Here is a 15,303-nt window from a genome sequence, read left to right as displayed (position 1 = left end):
AACTTTTTTATTATTTTTAAAGCTTTAATCCAGGGGACCCTTATAAAACCTGATAAATCATTTTTTTTTAGAATTTAATTAGTAATGGTAAAAATTAAAATCAATATTTCAAGCTAAAATAAGTAATAATTAAAAAATAAAAATTAAGGGCTAATTAAGCCTGAGACTAATTAAAAAAAAGATATTTGCAAATTAAATTTAATTCTTCTTTATGAGTTTAAGAAAGTAAAAAAAGAAAAGGAAGTTTATCCGAAGAGAGCGCCTAAACCGGCTGCTGCTTCTTCTTCTTGTTCTTCTTCGTCTTCTTCTTCCTCTTCCTCTTCAGCTTCTTCAGCTGCAGGAGCAGCTGCTGCTGCAGGAGCTGCGGTAGCGGCTACGGCGGTTTTTTCCATAGCTTCTTCAATATCCACATCTTCCAGAGCGGCGATTAAAGCTTTGATCCTAGCATCATCTGCTTCGGCTCCAGCTGCATCTAATACCTTTTTTACGTTCTCTTCATTAATTTCCTCACCAGTGGTGTGCAATAACATTGCTGCGTATATGTATTCCATATGATCACCTCAATTTCTCAAATCAAATTTATTTCGCTAAAAACATTTGTTTTTTGCAATAATAGATGGTAAATTTAAAGGACTATCCGAAAAGGGCCCCTAGGCCAGCTGCGGCATCCTCTTCTTGTTCTTCTTCCTCTTCTTCTTCATCAGGCTTTTCTTCTTTCTTTTCTTCAGCTTCAGGTGCTGAGGTAGCAGTGGAAGCTAATTTTTCAAGAAGTTCTTCATCAACGGCGTCAGAATCTTTTCCAGATGCTTCAGCTGCTACTGCTAACATTTGAGAGTAAGCTTTAGATAGTAGCATTTCAGTAGTCTTAGAAGTCAGTACTGAGGCGTTGAATGCCAGATTCAGTGATTTAGTTGCTGCATTCTGTATGATAGCAGGCATAGATTCTTTAGTGAAAATAACTGCATTAACTGAAAGGTTGAATGCCTGAGCAAATGCTCTTTGAATGTCTGAAAGGGTCTGTTCTTCATCTATGGTTAGAAGATCTGCCGTATAAACAGTTTCATTCTCATAAGCTGCTTTAAGGTCTATTCCTACTTCCATGGGTTGTATGTCCAGTCGGGTCAGTATACCGGCTACTTTTGCTGATACTTCTTCACCAGCTTTAACCACTACCTGATCCTTTTGTACTACAATTTTACCCTTGTCAATTTTTGCAGGTATGCCTATCTGCTGCAATTCACCTAGAATCGGACCTGGAGGGAATCCAGTATCACCCTTAGGAACTACTATATCTTCAGAAGGAACAGCACCGGCTTTGGCAGGTGCGGCTGTTTTACTATCTTCCAGGATTTTAAATAGCTTAAAGGGATTCATGTCGGTGAATATTAAAGCAGGTTGACCATCCATGTGATTGGACAGGATATTTATATTATCCTTTTTATTATTAGAATCATCCAGGGCCAAACTGATTAGAGTTTTTTTGGACATCCTGATGGTGGCTTTATCCCGCAGATTTTGTCGCATTTTCTGCAGTTGCCGGGCAGGAATATCAGACAAGTTAGCTATTCCAACCACTTCATAACCATTAATCAGTTCTTTGAGGTCTTTGACCTCTTCTTTTTTCCATTCAGCAACGTGAGCCATTAAATCACCCTCACTACTGGACCCATGGTGGTCTTAATATACATGGACTTTATTTGGTTTCTTCCTTTCTCTAAGTTGCGGTCAAGAATATTAAGAACTGCTTCAATGTTTTCTACAACCATCTCCGCATCCATATCCTGAGTACCTACCATTGTTTGAATAATAGGCTGATCTTTAATTCTAACCTTAACTGTGCTTCGTAGCCTTTCCAGTATTGGATCTGGCTTGATAGATGCTGGAACTGGTTTGGGCATTTTTTTCCTGGGACCTAAAACCGGACCTAAGAATCTACCTACCAGGGGCATCATATCTGCCTGAGCTACAAAGAAGTTGTGTCGGTTAGCGAGTTTTTTGGCTTCTTTTCTGTTTTTACCCAGATCCTCTAAATCTGCTTTATTGATTATTAGATCTGCGCCAGCATTTTTAGCCTGAACAGCCAGTTCACCATCTGCGATAAAAGCCACATTAACAGCTTTTCCGCGGCCATTTGGTAGAGAAACTTCCTCGTCAAATCTATTCTCTGGTTTATTGACGTCTAAATCCTTGATAGTGATAATCACATCAATGGATTGTGTGAAGTTTCTCGACTGGGATTGTTCCGTAGCCTCCTTCACCGCTTCCAATATCTCTTGTTTCATATAAATCCTCCATGAACTTTCAAATAAAAAGTTCACCATAAAGGGACAATTTTTTTAAGGTTTTTAAGTGATCAAGTAAGTAATTAATCACATAAATATTATTTATGAATATAATTATGATAGGAGCACATCATCAAAAATGCCCTGATCGATCTCTTTTTGTACTTCACGAGGATCTTTACCTTCTACAGTTAATCCCATACTCACACAAGTACCTATAACTTCTTTAGCACCGCTTTTATAGTCGTTTGCTAAAAGAGAATCAAATTTCATTCGGGCAATTTTCATTGCCTGATCTATGGACAAATCAGCCACCTTATCCAATCCAGGATCCTGGGAACCTTTTTCAATTTTCAATTCATCCATTATCAGTGCCGTGGTAGGTGGAGTACCTATTTCTATTTCGAATTCTTTAGTGTCACCATCCACAATGATTTTAACAGGTACTTTCATTCCTGCAAAATCTGAGGTTTTACTATTTATTTGCTCCACTACTTGCATCATATTAATTCCTAGCGGGCCAATCGCAGGACCTAAAGGTGGACCTGGAGTGGCTTTTCCGCCTTCTATAAGAATTTCAACGGTATCTTTAGCCATTAATCTGCCTCCTTTTGTATTATTCTAATTTGATCAGCTTTAACAGTTACAGGTATAGGAACAGCAGCTTCGATAAGTTCTAAAACTACTTCTTCCCTCGATTCGTCAATACGAACCACTTTTGCTTTTTCTCCTTTGAAAGGGCCTGAAATTAGCTCTATAATACTTCCTTTCTGTATAGAAGCAATTATTGGTTCGGGTTTAAGGAATCTTCTAACTTCTTCAAAGGTTATTAAACTTTTGCCTTCTACCATACCTCGAAGATGAGGTACCTTTATAGCAGGATTCTGCATGTCTATTTTGGAGGATGATTCCACCAATACATAGCCTTTTAAAGATTCCGGGATTAAAATAGCATTGATTTCAATACCACTATCTTTTACCTTCCGAGCTAACATTCTAGCCACATTTTTCTCCTGACCAACAGAGGTCTTGAGAGCATATATGGAGTTTATACTATCTTCCATTAACCACACAACCTTATATATAATTCCATAGGTTTGGTTCATTTGGCCTATTACTTAAGATAAATATGGTCTAATTTAAAACATCTATAAATAATATTTTTTAGTTATCCATACCACCAAGACCAGATTGAATACTTCTGGATAAATATCATCTGAAAATACTCTAAATAAAAACTGTAATTTTTATTTAAATAAATATGATTCATATACTTTTATCTATTATATATACTTCAATTTTTTTATAGTATCTGATTTAGCATAATTCCATTAGTTGAACACATATCCTTAGAAATTTTTAGTTATGCGCCTAATAATTGGGCTATTATACTGATTATGAACCCGATAATACCTATAACTATTATTCCCAGGCCTGTTATTTTTGCCACGTTGATATACTCAACCTTATCTGGTTTTTTTGAAACATGCAATACTCTTCTACATTGTTTTATAAAACGGAGAGTAGATTCTTTTAAATTCATTAAATCCCTACCTTAATAATGGTAACAATAATAAAAATAAGGAATGAAATTATTTAATTTTAACAGATGGTATAGTAGTTATTTTCAAGATTTATAAAGGTTTCCTTTCCCACGGTATGATGGGGTAGTAAGAAAGTATTAATTTTAATAAACGAGTGAAAATTATCACTATAGCATCAGTATATTATATAAGAATACTCAAATCTTAATATCATGAATTTTTTTACTAAAAGATCCTGTATTCCCGGGGCAATGGCCCTGAAATTATGGCCTTAAGATAAAAGTTGGCCCTTGCTAACACAATATGATAAGACTTAAGATTTGAGATTTGAATCTTATATTTGAATTTCTATTAAAATACTCCATCTATAAATTCTTCCAGTGCAGATTCCTTAACAGATTCACGTTGCCTTTCTTCTGCAAATTCTCGTTCTGCTGGGGTCCCGAAAATATGAGGAGATTTAACTCCAGCCACCACAATAGTGGTCCGAATAACATTTTGAAGGTCCTCTTGAATTTGAGCTCCCCAAATGATATTGGCATCAGCATCCAGTTCATCAGCAACAATTTGCACGATTTTTTCAGCTTCCTGCAAGGTTAGATCAGAACTTCCGGAAATATTAATTAAAGCCCCTTTAGCATTAGAAATATCCAGATCAAGTAATGGGCTATTTAAAGCCTCATGAACAGATTCTAAAGCTCTGTCACCAGATTCAGATTCACCCATACCAATCATGGCCATTCCTGACCCTTTCATGATACTTCTTATATCTGCAAAGTCCAGACTAACCAGGCCCGGGCGAGTTATTAGTTCAGTTATACCTTTAACTGCTCTTCCCAGTAATTCGTCTGCCACCATAAATGCCTTGTTCAGAGGCAAATTTGGGGCTACTTCCAATAATTTATCATTGGGAATTACAATTACTGTGTCTGCAGCACTTTGAAGTTTTTCTAAACCTTTTTCTGCATTCTCTCTTCTTTTTAGTCCTTCGGCACTAAAAGGCATTGTGGCCACTGCTATAGTTAATGCTCCTGCTTTTTTAGCCATCTTGGATATTACTGGTGCAGAACCAGTACCGGTGCCTCCACCTAGCCCACAGGTTACAAAGACCATATCCGCACCATCTAACTTATTCCGGATGTCGTCTTCACTTTCCTCAGCACATTCTTCTCCCACTTCTGGAACACCGCCGGCACCAAGACCACCACAAGTTTGCCTTCCAATTAGAAGCTTATGATTAGATTCACTATAGAACAGATCCTGGGCATCAGTATTTATGGCAAGTGTTTCGGCACCCTCAATTCCTATCTCAGTAAGACGGGAAATAGTATTGTTACCAGCCCCTCCACTTCCAATAACAAATATTTTTGCTCTGCTTTGTTCAATAATTCCTCTCAGGTCTTCGTCAATTTCCGAGTTCGTCTGCTTGGGACGTTGTCTATCCATTCTCTTTTCAGATTCCTTTATGGCATCGTTTATGAATTTCACTTACTACCCCCACATTAATCTATGGAATGTGTTATGGCACTAACTAATATTTAAAAGCAACGGTTAATTGCAAATAATTTGCTTGGCTCGACAACATTTCTGACCCTTGAGGTTATAGTCAAATGTTGGATGTCACCTCAACTTTATAGAATTTTCATGGGGTGCATTTGAACCAAAAATTAATTGATAAAAATTGAATCGGTTCAAGGTCGTGGCATGGCAATTATTTCATGTATCCTCAAATCGAAGATGCTATTCATATGTGCGGGGGTGAGTATAACTGCAGTATCGGCTCCCCAAGCCGTTCCACCTATGGCTATTATCTCCTGGTCCATGGGTATTAGCCCTGCATCCGCAGCCATGATACTAATCTCCACACAAACTTTAACTCCCTGAGAAATCATTCTTAATGTTTCAGCCATAATTTCCACAGGAGTAACCCCTCCAAACTTATTGGATATTCCCCTTCCTACCCCACTCAATGAATGTGAACTGGTATAGGTAGGTATGCCTAATTCCTTTAATTTTTTCTCCACATCCGGATCAGTTTCCAGTTTTCCTTTTTCGCGAAATCCAGCATGATGAGTGATACTTACAATTGAAGAATCAGTTATAGCTTCAGAAACTTTAAGAGCAGTCCTTCCTGAAACAGATGCAACCACGATATTATTTATTTCTGAATCTTCATGTCTGGATTTAACCAGATCTATTAATTTGTCGGTATTCTGTTCCCCTGGATTTTCAAAATAGTAAATTTTTTTTTCCATATATAGCACCAGTCAACATTTTATTCAACTTTATTAAAATAATTATTTTTAAGCTTTAGTAGTTAAGAGTGGATCTAATCCTAAATTAAATAATTGCGCTTAGAAGTAATTATTAAATTATAAGAAATTATTTTTAGAAGAGATGGAATAAATAAATATTAATGAGATAATCTCCAGTGGGAGTACTTAGAATATTAAAAAAATCTAAATATTTAAATTGAAATATTATTAATTAAGCGGAAAAGTAAGTAGAAATTTAAATTAATTTCCTTATTTAAGAAAAACGCAAAAAATTTATTTAGCAGAATTTTCAGGTGGATAATAGTCAGATTTTATTTTTTTACCAGGTGGTAATATGAATGCTTTTAACTTTTTAGCGCCAAAAAGGCAAAAAAAACCCCGTGATAATGGAATTACCATGGTTTTAGATAAAGGGATGGGTTTACATACTGCAGAAGACCTTATGAAAATATGTGGAGAGTACGTTGACCTCCTTAAGTTTGGGTGGGGAACCATCGCCATTCATAACCGGCAATTGATTAAAGAAAAAATTAGGATGTATCAGAAATATGATGTGGACCCTTATCCCGGTGGAACTTTATTTGAAATAGCCTTCAGAAAAGAAAAGCTCCCCGAATATTTTGATGAGGCTGAAAAGCTGGGGTTTAGAACTTTAGAGATATCAGATGGTTCAACTACAATTAATCCTGCAGATAAATCAAAAATAATAGCAGAAGCTAAAGAAAGAGGTTTTAAAGTAATTTCCGAAGTTGGTAAAAAGGACCCTGCAGAGGACCTTAAATTAAGCTTAAAAGATAGGGTTAATTTAATAAAGATGGATTTAGATGCAGGTGCAGATAAAGTGCTGGTTGAAGCCCGTGAGAGTGGTCAAAATATTGGAATGTTTGATAAAGAGGGAAAGGTGAAAGTTGAAGAGGTTAATTATTTAATAAAAAACATTCCGGTTGATAAATTAATATGGGAAGCCCCGAAAAAGAATCAGCAGATTCATTTCATACTACAAATCGGAACTGATGTTAATTTGGGAAATATCACTCCAGAAGAAATTACTGCTCTTGAAACCCTTAGATTAGGGCTTCGGGGAGATACTATAGGAAAGGTGGGCCTTTAATGATAGATAAAATAACTGTTATCGGCGGTTATGATAAACAGGGAAATAAAGAACCAGTAGAAGAAGTAATTATTCAAAAAGGGGAAATTTTTGGAGTGGTGGGACCTACTGGAAGTGGTAAAAGCTCATTAATTGGAGATATTGAGCAATTAGCCCAGGAAGATACTTTTTCTAAGAGAAAAATTCTGATTAATGGGGGAGAGCCCACTTATGAAGATAGAACCAACCCCCGAAAAAAAATGGTAGCTCAGCTATCACAAAATATGAATTTTCTAGCAGATATGGAGGTAGGGGAATTTTTAACCCTTCATGCAAAATGTAGAGGGGCTAAGAACGCTTGCGTGAATAAAGTTATAGAACTGGCCAATACCCTTACGGGAGAACCGATTAAGAAAGAACACGAGCTTACCATACTCTCTGGAGGTCAATCCAGAGCACTTATGGTGGCAGATGTAGCCATTATAAGCGATTCTCCCATAGTTCTTATTGATGAAATTGAAAATGCAGGTATAAGAAAACACGACGCATTAAAAGTTCTTTCCGGACATGGAAAAATTGTTATGGTTGTCACCCACGACCCGGTGCTGGCTTTGATGACGGATAAACGAATTGTAATGAAAAATGGGGGAATGGAAAAAATAGTAAGTACCAGCACTCAGGAAAAATTAATCTCTGAAAGGCTGAATAAAATCGATGAATTAATGCTCCACTTGCGGGAAAAAGTGCGCAGGGGAGAATTAGTAGAGGATTTAAATACAGATGATCTGGAATTAAGGAATAACAGAAAATAGTAAAAAATATGCACTTAAAAGCACGGGAACTATATTAAATCAATAATGGCGGAATTATTTTTATATTCGATATTATCCCCTTTAGTGGAGAAGTGAAAAAATGAAAATGGTAATTGTGGCTGGAACTCCAGGTTCCGGGAAAACTGCGGTTTTAATACATGCCCTTAAAAGTTTAAACCTTAAAAATCTAAAATCATCAGTAGTTAAAATAGACTGTTTATACACCGATGATGATAAAAAATTCGCCAGGGTGGGAGTTCCAGTTAAATTAGGGCTTTCCATGGATATGTGCCCGGACCATTATGCCATATACAATCTGGAAGATATGCTCAGCTGGGCCCGTTCCCATGATTCAGATTATTTAATAGTGGAAACTGCAGGTTTATGTCATCGATGTGCCCCTTATACCATAAATTCATTAGGAGTGTGTGTTATAGATGCAACCAGCGGCCCCAATACTCCTCTTAAAGTGGGCCCTTTTCTATCCACCGCAGATATTGCCGTGGTTACCAAAGGAGATATGATTTCCCAGGCCGAAAGAGAAATATTCAGGGAAAAGATACTTGAAGTAAATCCTAAGGCCAAGATAATCGAAGCTAATGGTCTTAGTGGCCAAGGTTGTATGGAACTGGCTGATGAAATGTTAAAAGCCAAAAAAGTATCAGAAGAGGAAGAACTTCGTCATTCCGCTCCTTTAGCAGTTTGTACCCTGTGTGTAGGTGAAACCAGGGTAAATAAGAAACATCATCGGGGAATATTGCGTAGAATCGATGGTTTTGAAAGCTATGAAGGGGAATAAAACATGTTTTACTTTAAATTCTAAAAAATTTATTTAATAAATTTTATGAGGTTCTTTTTAATGACAGATAAATCGGAATATGTAAATCCTAAAGAAGAAATAGGAAATCTGCTTCCTGGTTACAACTGCGGCATATGCGGTTATGCTCGTTGTGATGAATTTGCAGGAGCACTTCTAAAAAAACATACTACTCTGGAAAAATGTAGATTTTTATACCAGGAACTCTTTCTTGAAAATCTAAATCAATTGAAGGATGTCCTGAAAAATGAAAATGTACTGGTGGAAGAAAAGCCAGTAATTGGCCTGCTGGATGGATATGAAGCAGACTTTATTTTAAAGCCACTGGTTAATGAAAAATCCTGCCGGGAAATTTTATATCCTTTTACCAGGGAAGAGCTTAAAAAAGGAGATATTATTCGTTATCGTCCATTGGGATGCCCCATAACCCACTTTGCAGAGATAATTGATGAGAGTCATGGATTAATAACTGTCCATATGGTAGGGCCCTGTCACCGATTAGAAAAGGGTTCTGAAAATTTCCAATTTAAAGAAGCAGGCATATGTATGGTAGGCGGATTTGAAGGCCTAATAGAAGGCGAATTACCTGCTGTGGGAGAAACGGTCCGTTTTCTTCCTAAGCACTGTATGATGCAGAAAGTGCACTCCGGAGTAGTAGTGCAATTAGAAGGAAAAAAAGCACTGATTGAAGGGATAGATCTTAAAGTTTGGGCACCGCCGATTAAAGGAAAAAGGTAGATGAATCTTAAGTATTATTTTTATATTAATGCTTTTTTTATTTAGAATTATTAAAAGTAATTAGATGTTTAAATGGAAGATGAGCAATGTCTAAAACTATAATTCCTGTTTTTATGCCCCCTTATAAGTTAATACCAGTAAATACCAGCTATATTAAGCCCGGTGCGAGTTTAGATATTATCATTAATAATGCAGGTCCCTATTTAGAAAATGGGGATTTTTTAGTTATATCTGAAACTCCTGTTTCTGTTTCACAAGAGCGTTTGGTGGATGAATCCTTATTTGAACCGGGCTTAACTGCTATTTTTCTATCAGATGTGTGGTCTAAATATATCTGGGGTTATTTACTAGGCCCTATTTTAAGAATAAAACCCCGCACTATTAAAAACTTAAGAAAACTTCCAAAAGAAGCCCGGGCCCATAAAGAAGTTGTTTTAAAATATTATGGCATTTTACACGCCTTGAAACCTGCTTCAGAGGCCGGAATAGATCTGAGTAATGTGCCGGGAAATTTTGTATCTCTTTTGCCTGAAAAATCCTCTCAAGTGGCCCGGGAGATTGCTAAAAAAATTGAAAATCGGTGGAAAAAGGAGGTAGTGGTGCTGATTATTGATACAGACGCTACTTACCAGCTGGGTAATTTTAGATTTACATGTTTACCCACTGCCATGAGAGGAATAAAATCAAATTTGGGAATTATAGGTTATTTATTGGGAAGAATGAGTAAAAATAAAAATCCGACCCCTCTGGGATCTTCATTTCCAGTGAAAATAGAAAAAGCCCTGAAAATGGCAGAATTAGCTGAAAAATATCAAAAATCGCAAAAAAATAATCTTGAAACGGTCTATAAAATGCAAGAATCTTTTAATGCAAATACAAATGAAATTACAGTAGATATGCTAAATTCACTGAACCATACCCCTGCAGTAATAATAAAAAGAATCAGTTGAATTTTTTTTAAAATAAAATATATTGTTACTGGTGAGCAATATTGCTCTTGGAAGAGACTGTAAAGTTTATGGGTGTTGAGGGTTTGCGGAAAAAAATTTTAAAATCTTATTTTCTAGATCCTCTGACCCCATAATTCAAAATTAAAGAGGTTAAATATAAGTATTAAGTGAGAGTAGATATATTATCATGCGAAATCAAATATTAACTACTCTCAATTGTAATATTGACTCCATACAACTTAAACTTTCCGATTTTTTCACAGGAAAAAATGATTTTGAAACAATTCTCAATGATAGATTAAAACCGGTTAAAAACACTCAAAATATTAATCAGAAACTTTATCTCCATGAAAATAATCATTTCGAATATATTAACCTACTTTGCCCATATTGTGGTTCAAAAAATGTTATTAAACAAGAATATCGTCAAAGAAAACTGTTAATTGACGATAAAGAACCTTTAAATGTTTATTTAAGAAGATATCTGTGTAAAACTTGTGGGCGAAAATTCACCACAAACATTAAATCGATTATAAAACCTTATAAACGATATATTAACTTATTTAAAGATAAATTAGAATGTTTTTTGGAGACAGGTTACCGTTCGCTTCGAAAAACTCAGAAAGATCTGCAGAACTTCCTGGAAAATTCACCATCACACCAAACCATCAGAAATTGGCTTACCATAAACAATAAAAACATGATCAAAAACACTGAACGCTTTTATTCAGGATATTACACTTATGATGAGCAATTTTTACGAATTAATGGCCATAGAATGTACAGATTAACATTATACGATCAAATACGCAACATTCCAATAGCCGAACAAATAGTCCCTAAAAGAACACCACAAGCCATTACACAGTTTATAGAAGAATCAACTATTAATCAACCATTAATATCAGTCACCACCGACCATATGCCACTTTATAAAAATATAATGGATTATATTGGTGTTAAACACCAATTATGCGTATTTCACTTGTTTAAAATGATTGGTGACAAATTATACAAAAAATTACGCAGTAAAAAAGTCACAGAACGTGAAAAAATCAGTTTATGCCTATATTTCACCGATATCAAAAACATATTCCGCACATACAACTCAAAAACCAGTCAAAAAAGACTAGAAAAACTATTAAACGATTTCAATAGAATTCCACGTTTATTACAGCGTTTTATTAAACAAAAAATCATTCCAGACTATAAAAGACTCACCACGTTCATGGAAAACAATAAAATACCACGAACATCTAATACTGTGGAAAATTACTACAGACAAACAGAACCAGAACAAATAAAAAAGAAATACAAAACCAAAAAAGGAATACTCACTTATCTACACTACAAAATGAAAAATTGGACAAAAAAGCACATAAAAAAATAACAACACCCACAAACTTTACAAACCCTCTTGGAAAAAAAATTTAAATACCATAAGATTAATAAACTAAGAATGCCCATAAAATAGGTATAGTGAATGCATTTTTGATATTATAATTACGGAATAAATAATTTCTTTATAATAGAAGTTTTTTTAATTTGCATTTCCATTACTTTGTGTTGTATTAACCTCACATGGTTGTAGAATCATCAATTTATTGCTAAATAATATAAGAGGATATAGCTTTAAATGATTCTTAGCCTTTTACTAAGGAGGAAATTGAATGTTTAATGATCCGATAGTCCTGGAATTAATTAATGATGTAATCGACGAGGAAGATGAAGGAAGTATTTCCATTGTCGAATGCTTAATTAAAGGTAAAGTTACTGACGAAGAAATCGCCGAAACAACTGAGCTCCGATTAAATATTGTTAGAAGAGTCCTATATAAACTTTACGATGCAGGATTAGCGAGTTATAAAAGAAGTAAAGACCCTGAAACCCAATGGTATACCTATACCTGGAAATTCGAAACTGAAAGGGTAAATGACATGATTAAGCGTCGTCATCAGGAAATAGTGACTCAGTTAAAAGAAATATTAGAATATGAAGAAAATAACATGTTCTTTGCATGTAAAAGTAATGACTGTCGCTGTAGTTTTGAGGAAGCTTCTGAAAATGGTTTTATCTGTCCTAAATGTAATGGTGAAATGGAATATATGGACAACACTCCGGTGATAAAGCAAATTAAAGAAGAATTAAGTCTTTATGAAAGCCATGGCTTTGAAATTGATTTTGGGGTTGCAGAAAGTAACTCTTAAATATTTATTTTGCATTAAAAAATCGTCTGGAATATTTTTTTTATAGTTAACTTATTTTATTGAAAGGCAATGATCCTGGAAAAAATCAATAAAGAGGATTGTATATCTCTTTTAAAAGAATTTAAATGCCCCCCCTGGGTAATTGATCACAGCCAGAAAGTAGCTGATAAGGCACTTATCATTTCCAAAAATTTTCCTGTTAATCTAAAACTGGTTTATGCCGGGGCATTATTGCATGATATTGGACGCTCCAAAAGTAATGGTACAGATCATGCCGTAATTGGAGCCCGGATTTTAGAGGAACTGGAATTTCCCTCAAACATTGTCCGTATTGTGGAAAGACATATCGGTGCCGGTATAAGTAGAGTAGAAGCAGAAAAAATGGGCCTTCCTCCAAAAAATTATTTCCCTATTGCTATTGAAGAAAAAATAGTGTCTCATTCTGATAACTTACTGGATGGATCTACAGAAGTAAATATTGATTTTGTAGTTGAGAAATGGGAAAAAAAGCTGGGAAAAAATCATCCCTCACTGGAGAGATTAAAAATTCTGCACGACGAATTAATTATCACCCCGAACTCGTTTTAAATCTGTGTGAAATTTTAGAAAATTAAACCCGGAATGGTAGGGGAATTAGTTATTCTAAAAAAAATAAGGTTGTTTTCTTTTGATTATATTTAAATTTAAATTTGAAAAAAACCATATATTAATTTAATAATAAATGAGGGGGATTTTATGACTAAATTCCGGTGCACCGTATGTAATTATATATATGACGAAGAAAAAGAGGAGGTTCAGTTTTCTAATCTACCTGCATCCTGGACCTGTCCGGTTTGCAACTCTCCTTTAAAAGTTTTTGTTGTTTTAAAGGTAGATTTACAGACTTCCAAAAAATCAGCTGAAAAAATAACAGTTTCAGATATTATAATAAAACAAATGGCCGAATGGGGAGTTAAATATGTTTTTGGAATCCCGGGAACATCTTCTCTGGGTATTTTAGAAGCATTGAGAAACCAGGACCACATAACATATTTTCAGGTGCGTCATGAGCAAACCGCCGCATTCATGGCATCAGCCTATGGAAAATTAACAGGAAATATCTCAGCTTGCCTTACTGTAGCAGGACCCGGAGCTACTAACTTAACTACAGGATTATACGATGCAAAATTGGATAAATCACCAGTTTTAGCCCTAACCGGCCAGGTTACTAGAGAACTAATTGGCCCAGGTTCTTTTCAGGAAATAGATCAGCACTCCTTTTTTGAACCCTTTTCTGTTTTTAATCAATCCCTGATGTTTCAGGATCAAACCACCAATCTGGTTACTCTGGCCATTAAAAATGCCTTGCTTAAAAAAGGAGTTTCACATATTTCAGTCCCTAATGACATCCAGAAAGAAGTTTATGATACAGAAATAATGCCCCTGGAAGGTAAAATAACAAATATGGCCATATCCGCTCCAGATTATTTAATAAAAAAATCTGCTAAAATCATTAACTCTGCTGATAGGCCCGTGATCATAGCCGGATTTGGTGCAATGGATCAAGGATTGAACCTGTTAGAATTAGCCGAAAAAATAAGTTCACCGATAGTTACCACTTTTAGAGGGAAAGGGGTAATTAACGAAGATGAAAAGCTTTATGTAGGGAGTCATGGTACCATTGGCTCTACAGCTGCCACTTCCCTGGTGCGTAAGTCTGATTTATTAATAGTAATTGGATCTTCTTTTTCAGATATGACCCAGATACCTGAAAAAAAAACCATACAAATAGATATAGATCCCCTGATGATTGGAAGACGTTACCCGGTGGAAGTAGGTCTTTTAGGAAATAGTGCAGAAATATTGCCAGAATTAATTAAAAATGTAAAAAAAGTAAAAAGAGATTCCTATCGAGACGAAATTCAGGATTTGAAAAATGATTGGGAAAATATCATAGAAAGAGAGGCAAATGATAAAAAAAGTCCCTTGAGAGTCCCTTACATTTTAAAAGTATTGCAAGAGATGGCTGATCCAGAAGCTATTTTTGCACTGGATGTGGGTGAAAATTCCTGGTGGTTTGGTAGAAACTTCCCGGTGCAAAATTCACAGAAAATTGTTTTTTCGGGTCACCTGGCCAGTATGGGCTTTGGACTTCCAGCTGCTTTGGCTGCACAAATAGAATACCCTGAAAAACAGGTTATATGCATAACTGGTGATGGTGGTTTTTCAATGGTTATGGCTGATTTTTTAACAGCAGTTAAATATCAATTGCCCCTTACCGTGCTTTTATTTAATAACCACCAGTTAGCTATGATCCAGCAGGAACAAAAAATAGAAAAATATCCTAACTGGCAAACCGAGCTTTTTAATTGTGATTTTGCTGCTTTTGCCAAAAATTGTGGAGGAATAGGTATAAAAGTAACTGAATCAGAAGAATTGACTGCTGCAATAGAAAAAGCTTTATCTTTAAATAAGCCGGTTCTGGTGGACATCGAAACAGATCCCCGTAGATTTCATTGATTAAATAACTGAAAATTTAGATACATTAATTATCTATAATGGTCTAGAATATTCTGATTGTTAAATTCTAAAATAATTATTAAATGAG

Annotated in this window: 17 protein-coding genes; 9 read left to right on the top strand and 8 right to left on the bottom strand. The window is 35.3% G+C overall.

Annotated elements, in window-relative coordinates:
• Positions 1-245: 245 nt before the first annotated feature.
• The 8 genes from rpl12p to HYG87_RS07750 all read right to left on the bottom strand — a co-directional run bounded on the left by rpl12p (position 246) and on the right by HYG87_RS07750 (position 6,081).
• Positions 246-551, bottom strand: coding sequence for a 50S ribosomal protein P1 (gene rpl12p / locus HYG87_RS07785; RefSeq protein WP_211532623.1), 306 nt, complete (start codon positions 549-551; stop codon positions 246-248).
• 82 nt (positions 552-633) lie between these two features.
• On the bottom strand, positions 634-1,644 hold the full coding sequence (locus HYG87_RS07780) for a 50S ribosomal protein L10 (protein WP_211532622.1): 1,011 nt from the start codon (positions 1,642-1,644) through the stop codon (positions 634-636).
• Positions 1,644-2,282: a 50S ribosomal protein L1 gene (locus HYG87_RS07775; RefSeq protein WP_211532621.1), complete on the bottom strand. Its 639-nt coding sequence runs from the start codon at positions 2,280-2,282 to the stop codon at positions 1,644-1,646. The genes HYG87_RS07780 and HYG87_RS07775 overlap by 1 nt, the downstream gene beginning before the upstream one ends.
• Before the next feature lie 114 nt (positions 2,283-2,396).
• Entirely contained in the window at positions 2,397-2,879 is a 483-nt protein-coding gene (locus HYG87_RS07770; protein ID WP_211532620.1) for a 50S ribosomal protein L11, read from the bottom strand.
• Entirely contained in the window at positions 2,879-3,346 is a 468-nt protein-coding gene (locus HYG87_RS07765) for a transcription elongation factor Spt5 (protein WP_211532619.1), read from the bottom strand. The genes HYG87_RS07770 and HYG87_RS07765 overlap by 1 nt, the downstream gene beginning before the upstream one ends.
• 299 nt (positions 3,347-3,645) lie before the next feature.
• The gene (locus HYG87_RS07760; RefSeq protein WP_211532618.1) at positions 3,646-3,825 is read right to left on the bottom strand and encodes a protein translocase SEC61 complex subunit gamma; all 180 of its coding nucleotides are present in this window, start codon (positions 3,823-3,825) and stop codon (positions 3,646-3,648) included.
• Positions 3,826-4,177: 352 nt separating this feature from the next.
• Positions 4,178-5,314: a cell division protein FtsZ gene (ftsZ, locus tag HYG87_RS07755; RefSeq protein ID WP_211532617.1), complete on the bottom strand. Its 1,137-nt coding sequence runs from the start codon at positions 5,312-5,314 to the stop codon at positions 4,178-4,180.
• A 203-nt stretch (positions 5,315-5,517) separates the two neighbouring features.
• Complete coding sequence (locus HYG87_RS07750; RefSeq protein ID WP_211532616.1) at positions 5,518-6,081, bottom strand: pyruvate kinase alpha/beta domain-containing protein; 564 nt, start codon at positions 6,079-6,081, stop codon at positions 5,518-5,520.
• 355 nt (positions 6,082-6,436) lie between these two features.
• On the opposite strand from HYG87_RS07750, the gene comA reads away from it, so the two are divergent.
• The 9 genes from comA (at position 6,437) to HYG87_RS07705 (ending at position 15,215) form a co-directional block, all read left to right on the top strand.
• Positions 6,437-7,213: a phosphosulfolactate synthase gene (comA, locus tag HYG87_RS07745; protein ID WP_211532615.1), complete on the top strand. Its 777-nt coding sequence runs from the start codon at positions 6,437-6,439 to the stop codon at positions 7,211-7,213.
• Positions 7,213-8,004, top strand: coding sequence for an ATP-binding cassette domain-containing protein (locus HYG87_RS07740; RefSeq protein WP_211532614.1), 792 nt, complete (start codon positions 7,213-7,215; stop codon positions 8,002-8,004). Before comA ends, HYG87_RS07740 begins: the two co-directional genes overlap by 1 nt.
• 100 nt (positions 8,005-8,104) lie before the next feature.
• Entirely contained in the window at positions 8,105-8,803 is a 699-nt protein-coding gene (locus tag HYG87_RS07735) for a GTP-binding protein (protein WP_211532613.1), read from the top strand.
• Between the two features lie 60 nt (positions 8,804-8,863).
• Positions 8,864-9,559, top strand: a complete 696-nt coding sequence (locus HYG87_RS07730; protein ID WP_211532612.1) for a (Fe-S)-binding protein — start codon at positions 8,864-8,866, stop codon at positions 9,557-9,559.
• Between the two features lie 86 nt (positions 9,560-9,645).
• Positions 9,646-10,509 (top strand): coenzyme F420-0:L-glutamate ligase, encoded by an 864-nt coding sequence (locus HYG87_RS07725; protein WP_249164831.1) that lies wholly within the window; start codon positions 9,646-9,648, stop codon positions 10,507-10,509.
• 187 nt (positions 10,510-10,696) lie between these two features.
• Entirely contained in the window at positions 10,697-11,899 is a 1,203-nt protein-coding gene (locus tag HYG87_RS07720) for a transposase family protein (protein ID WP_211532611.1), read from the top strand.
• Between the two features lie 280 nt (positions 11,900-12,179).
• On the top strand, positions 12,180-12,716 hold the full coding sequence (gene tfe / locus HYG87_RS07715; protein WP_211532610.1) for a transcription factor E: 537 nt from the start codon (positions 12,180-12,182) through the stop codon (positions 12,714-12,716).
• 69 nt (positions 12,717-12,785) lie between these two features.
• Positions 12,786-13,304, top strand: coding sequence for a TIGR00295 family protein (locus tag HYG87_RS07710; protein ID WP_211532609.1), 519 nt, complete (start codon positions 12,786-12,788; stop codon positions 13,302-13,304).
• Positions 13,305-13,451: 147 nt separating this feature from the next.
• On the top strand, positions 13,452-15,215 hold the full coding sequence (locus HYG87_RS07705; RefSeq protein WP_211532608.1) for a thiamine pyrophosphate-dependent enzyme: 1,764 nt from the start codon (positions 13,452-13,454) through the stop codon (positions 15,213-15,215).
• Positions 15,216-15,303: the final 88 nt, after the last annotated feature.

The sequence above is a fragment of the Methanobacterium alkalithermotolerans genome (assembly GCF_018141185.1).
GTDB lineage: Archaea > Methanobacteriota > Methanobacteria > Methanobacteriales > Methanobacteriaceae > Methanobacterium_F > Methanobacterium_F alkalithermotolerans.
This window is presented reverse-complemented; position numbering and strand designations above follow the sequence as displayed.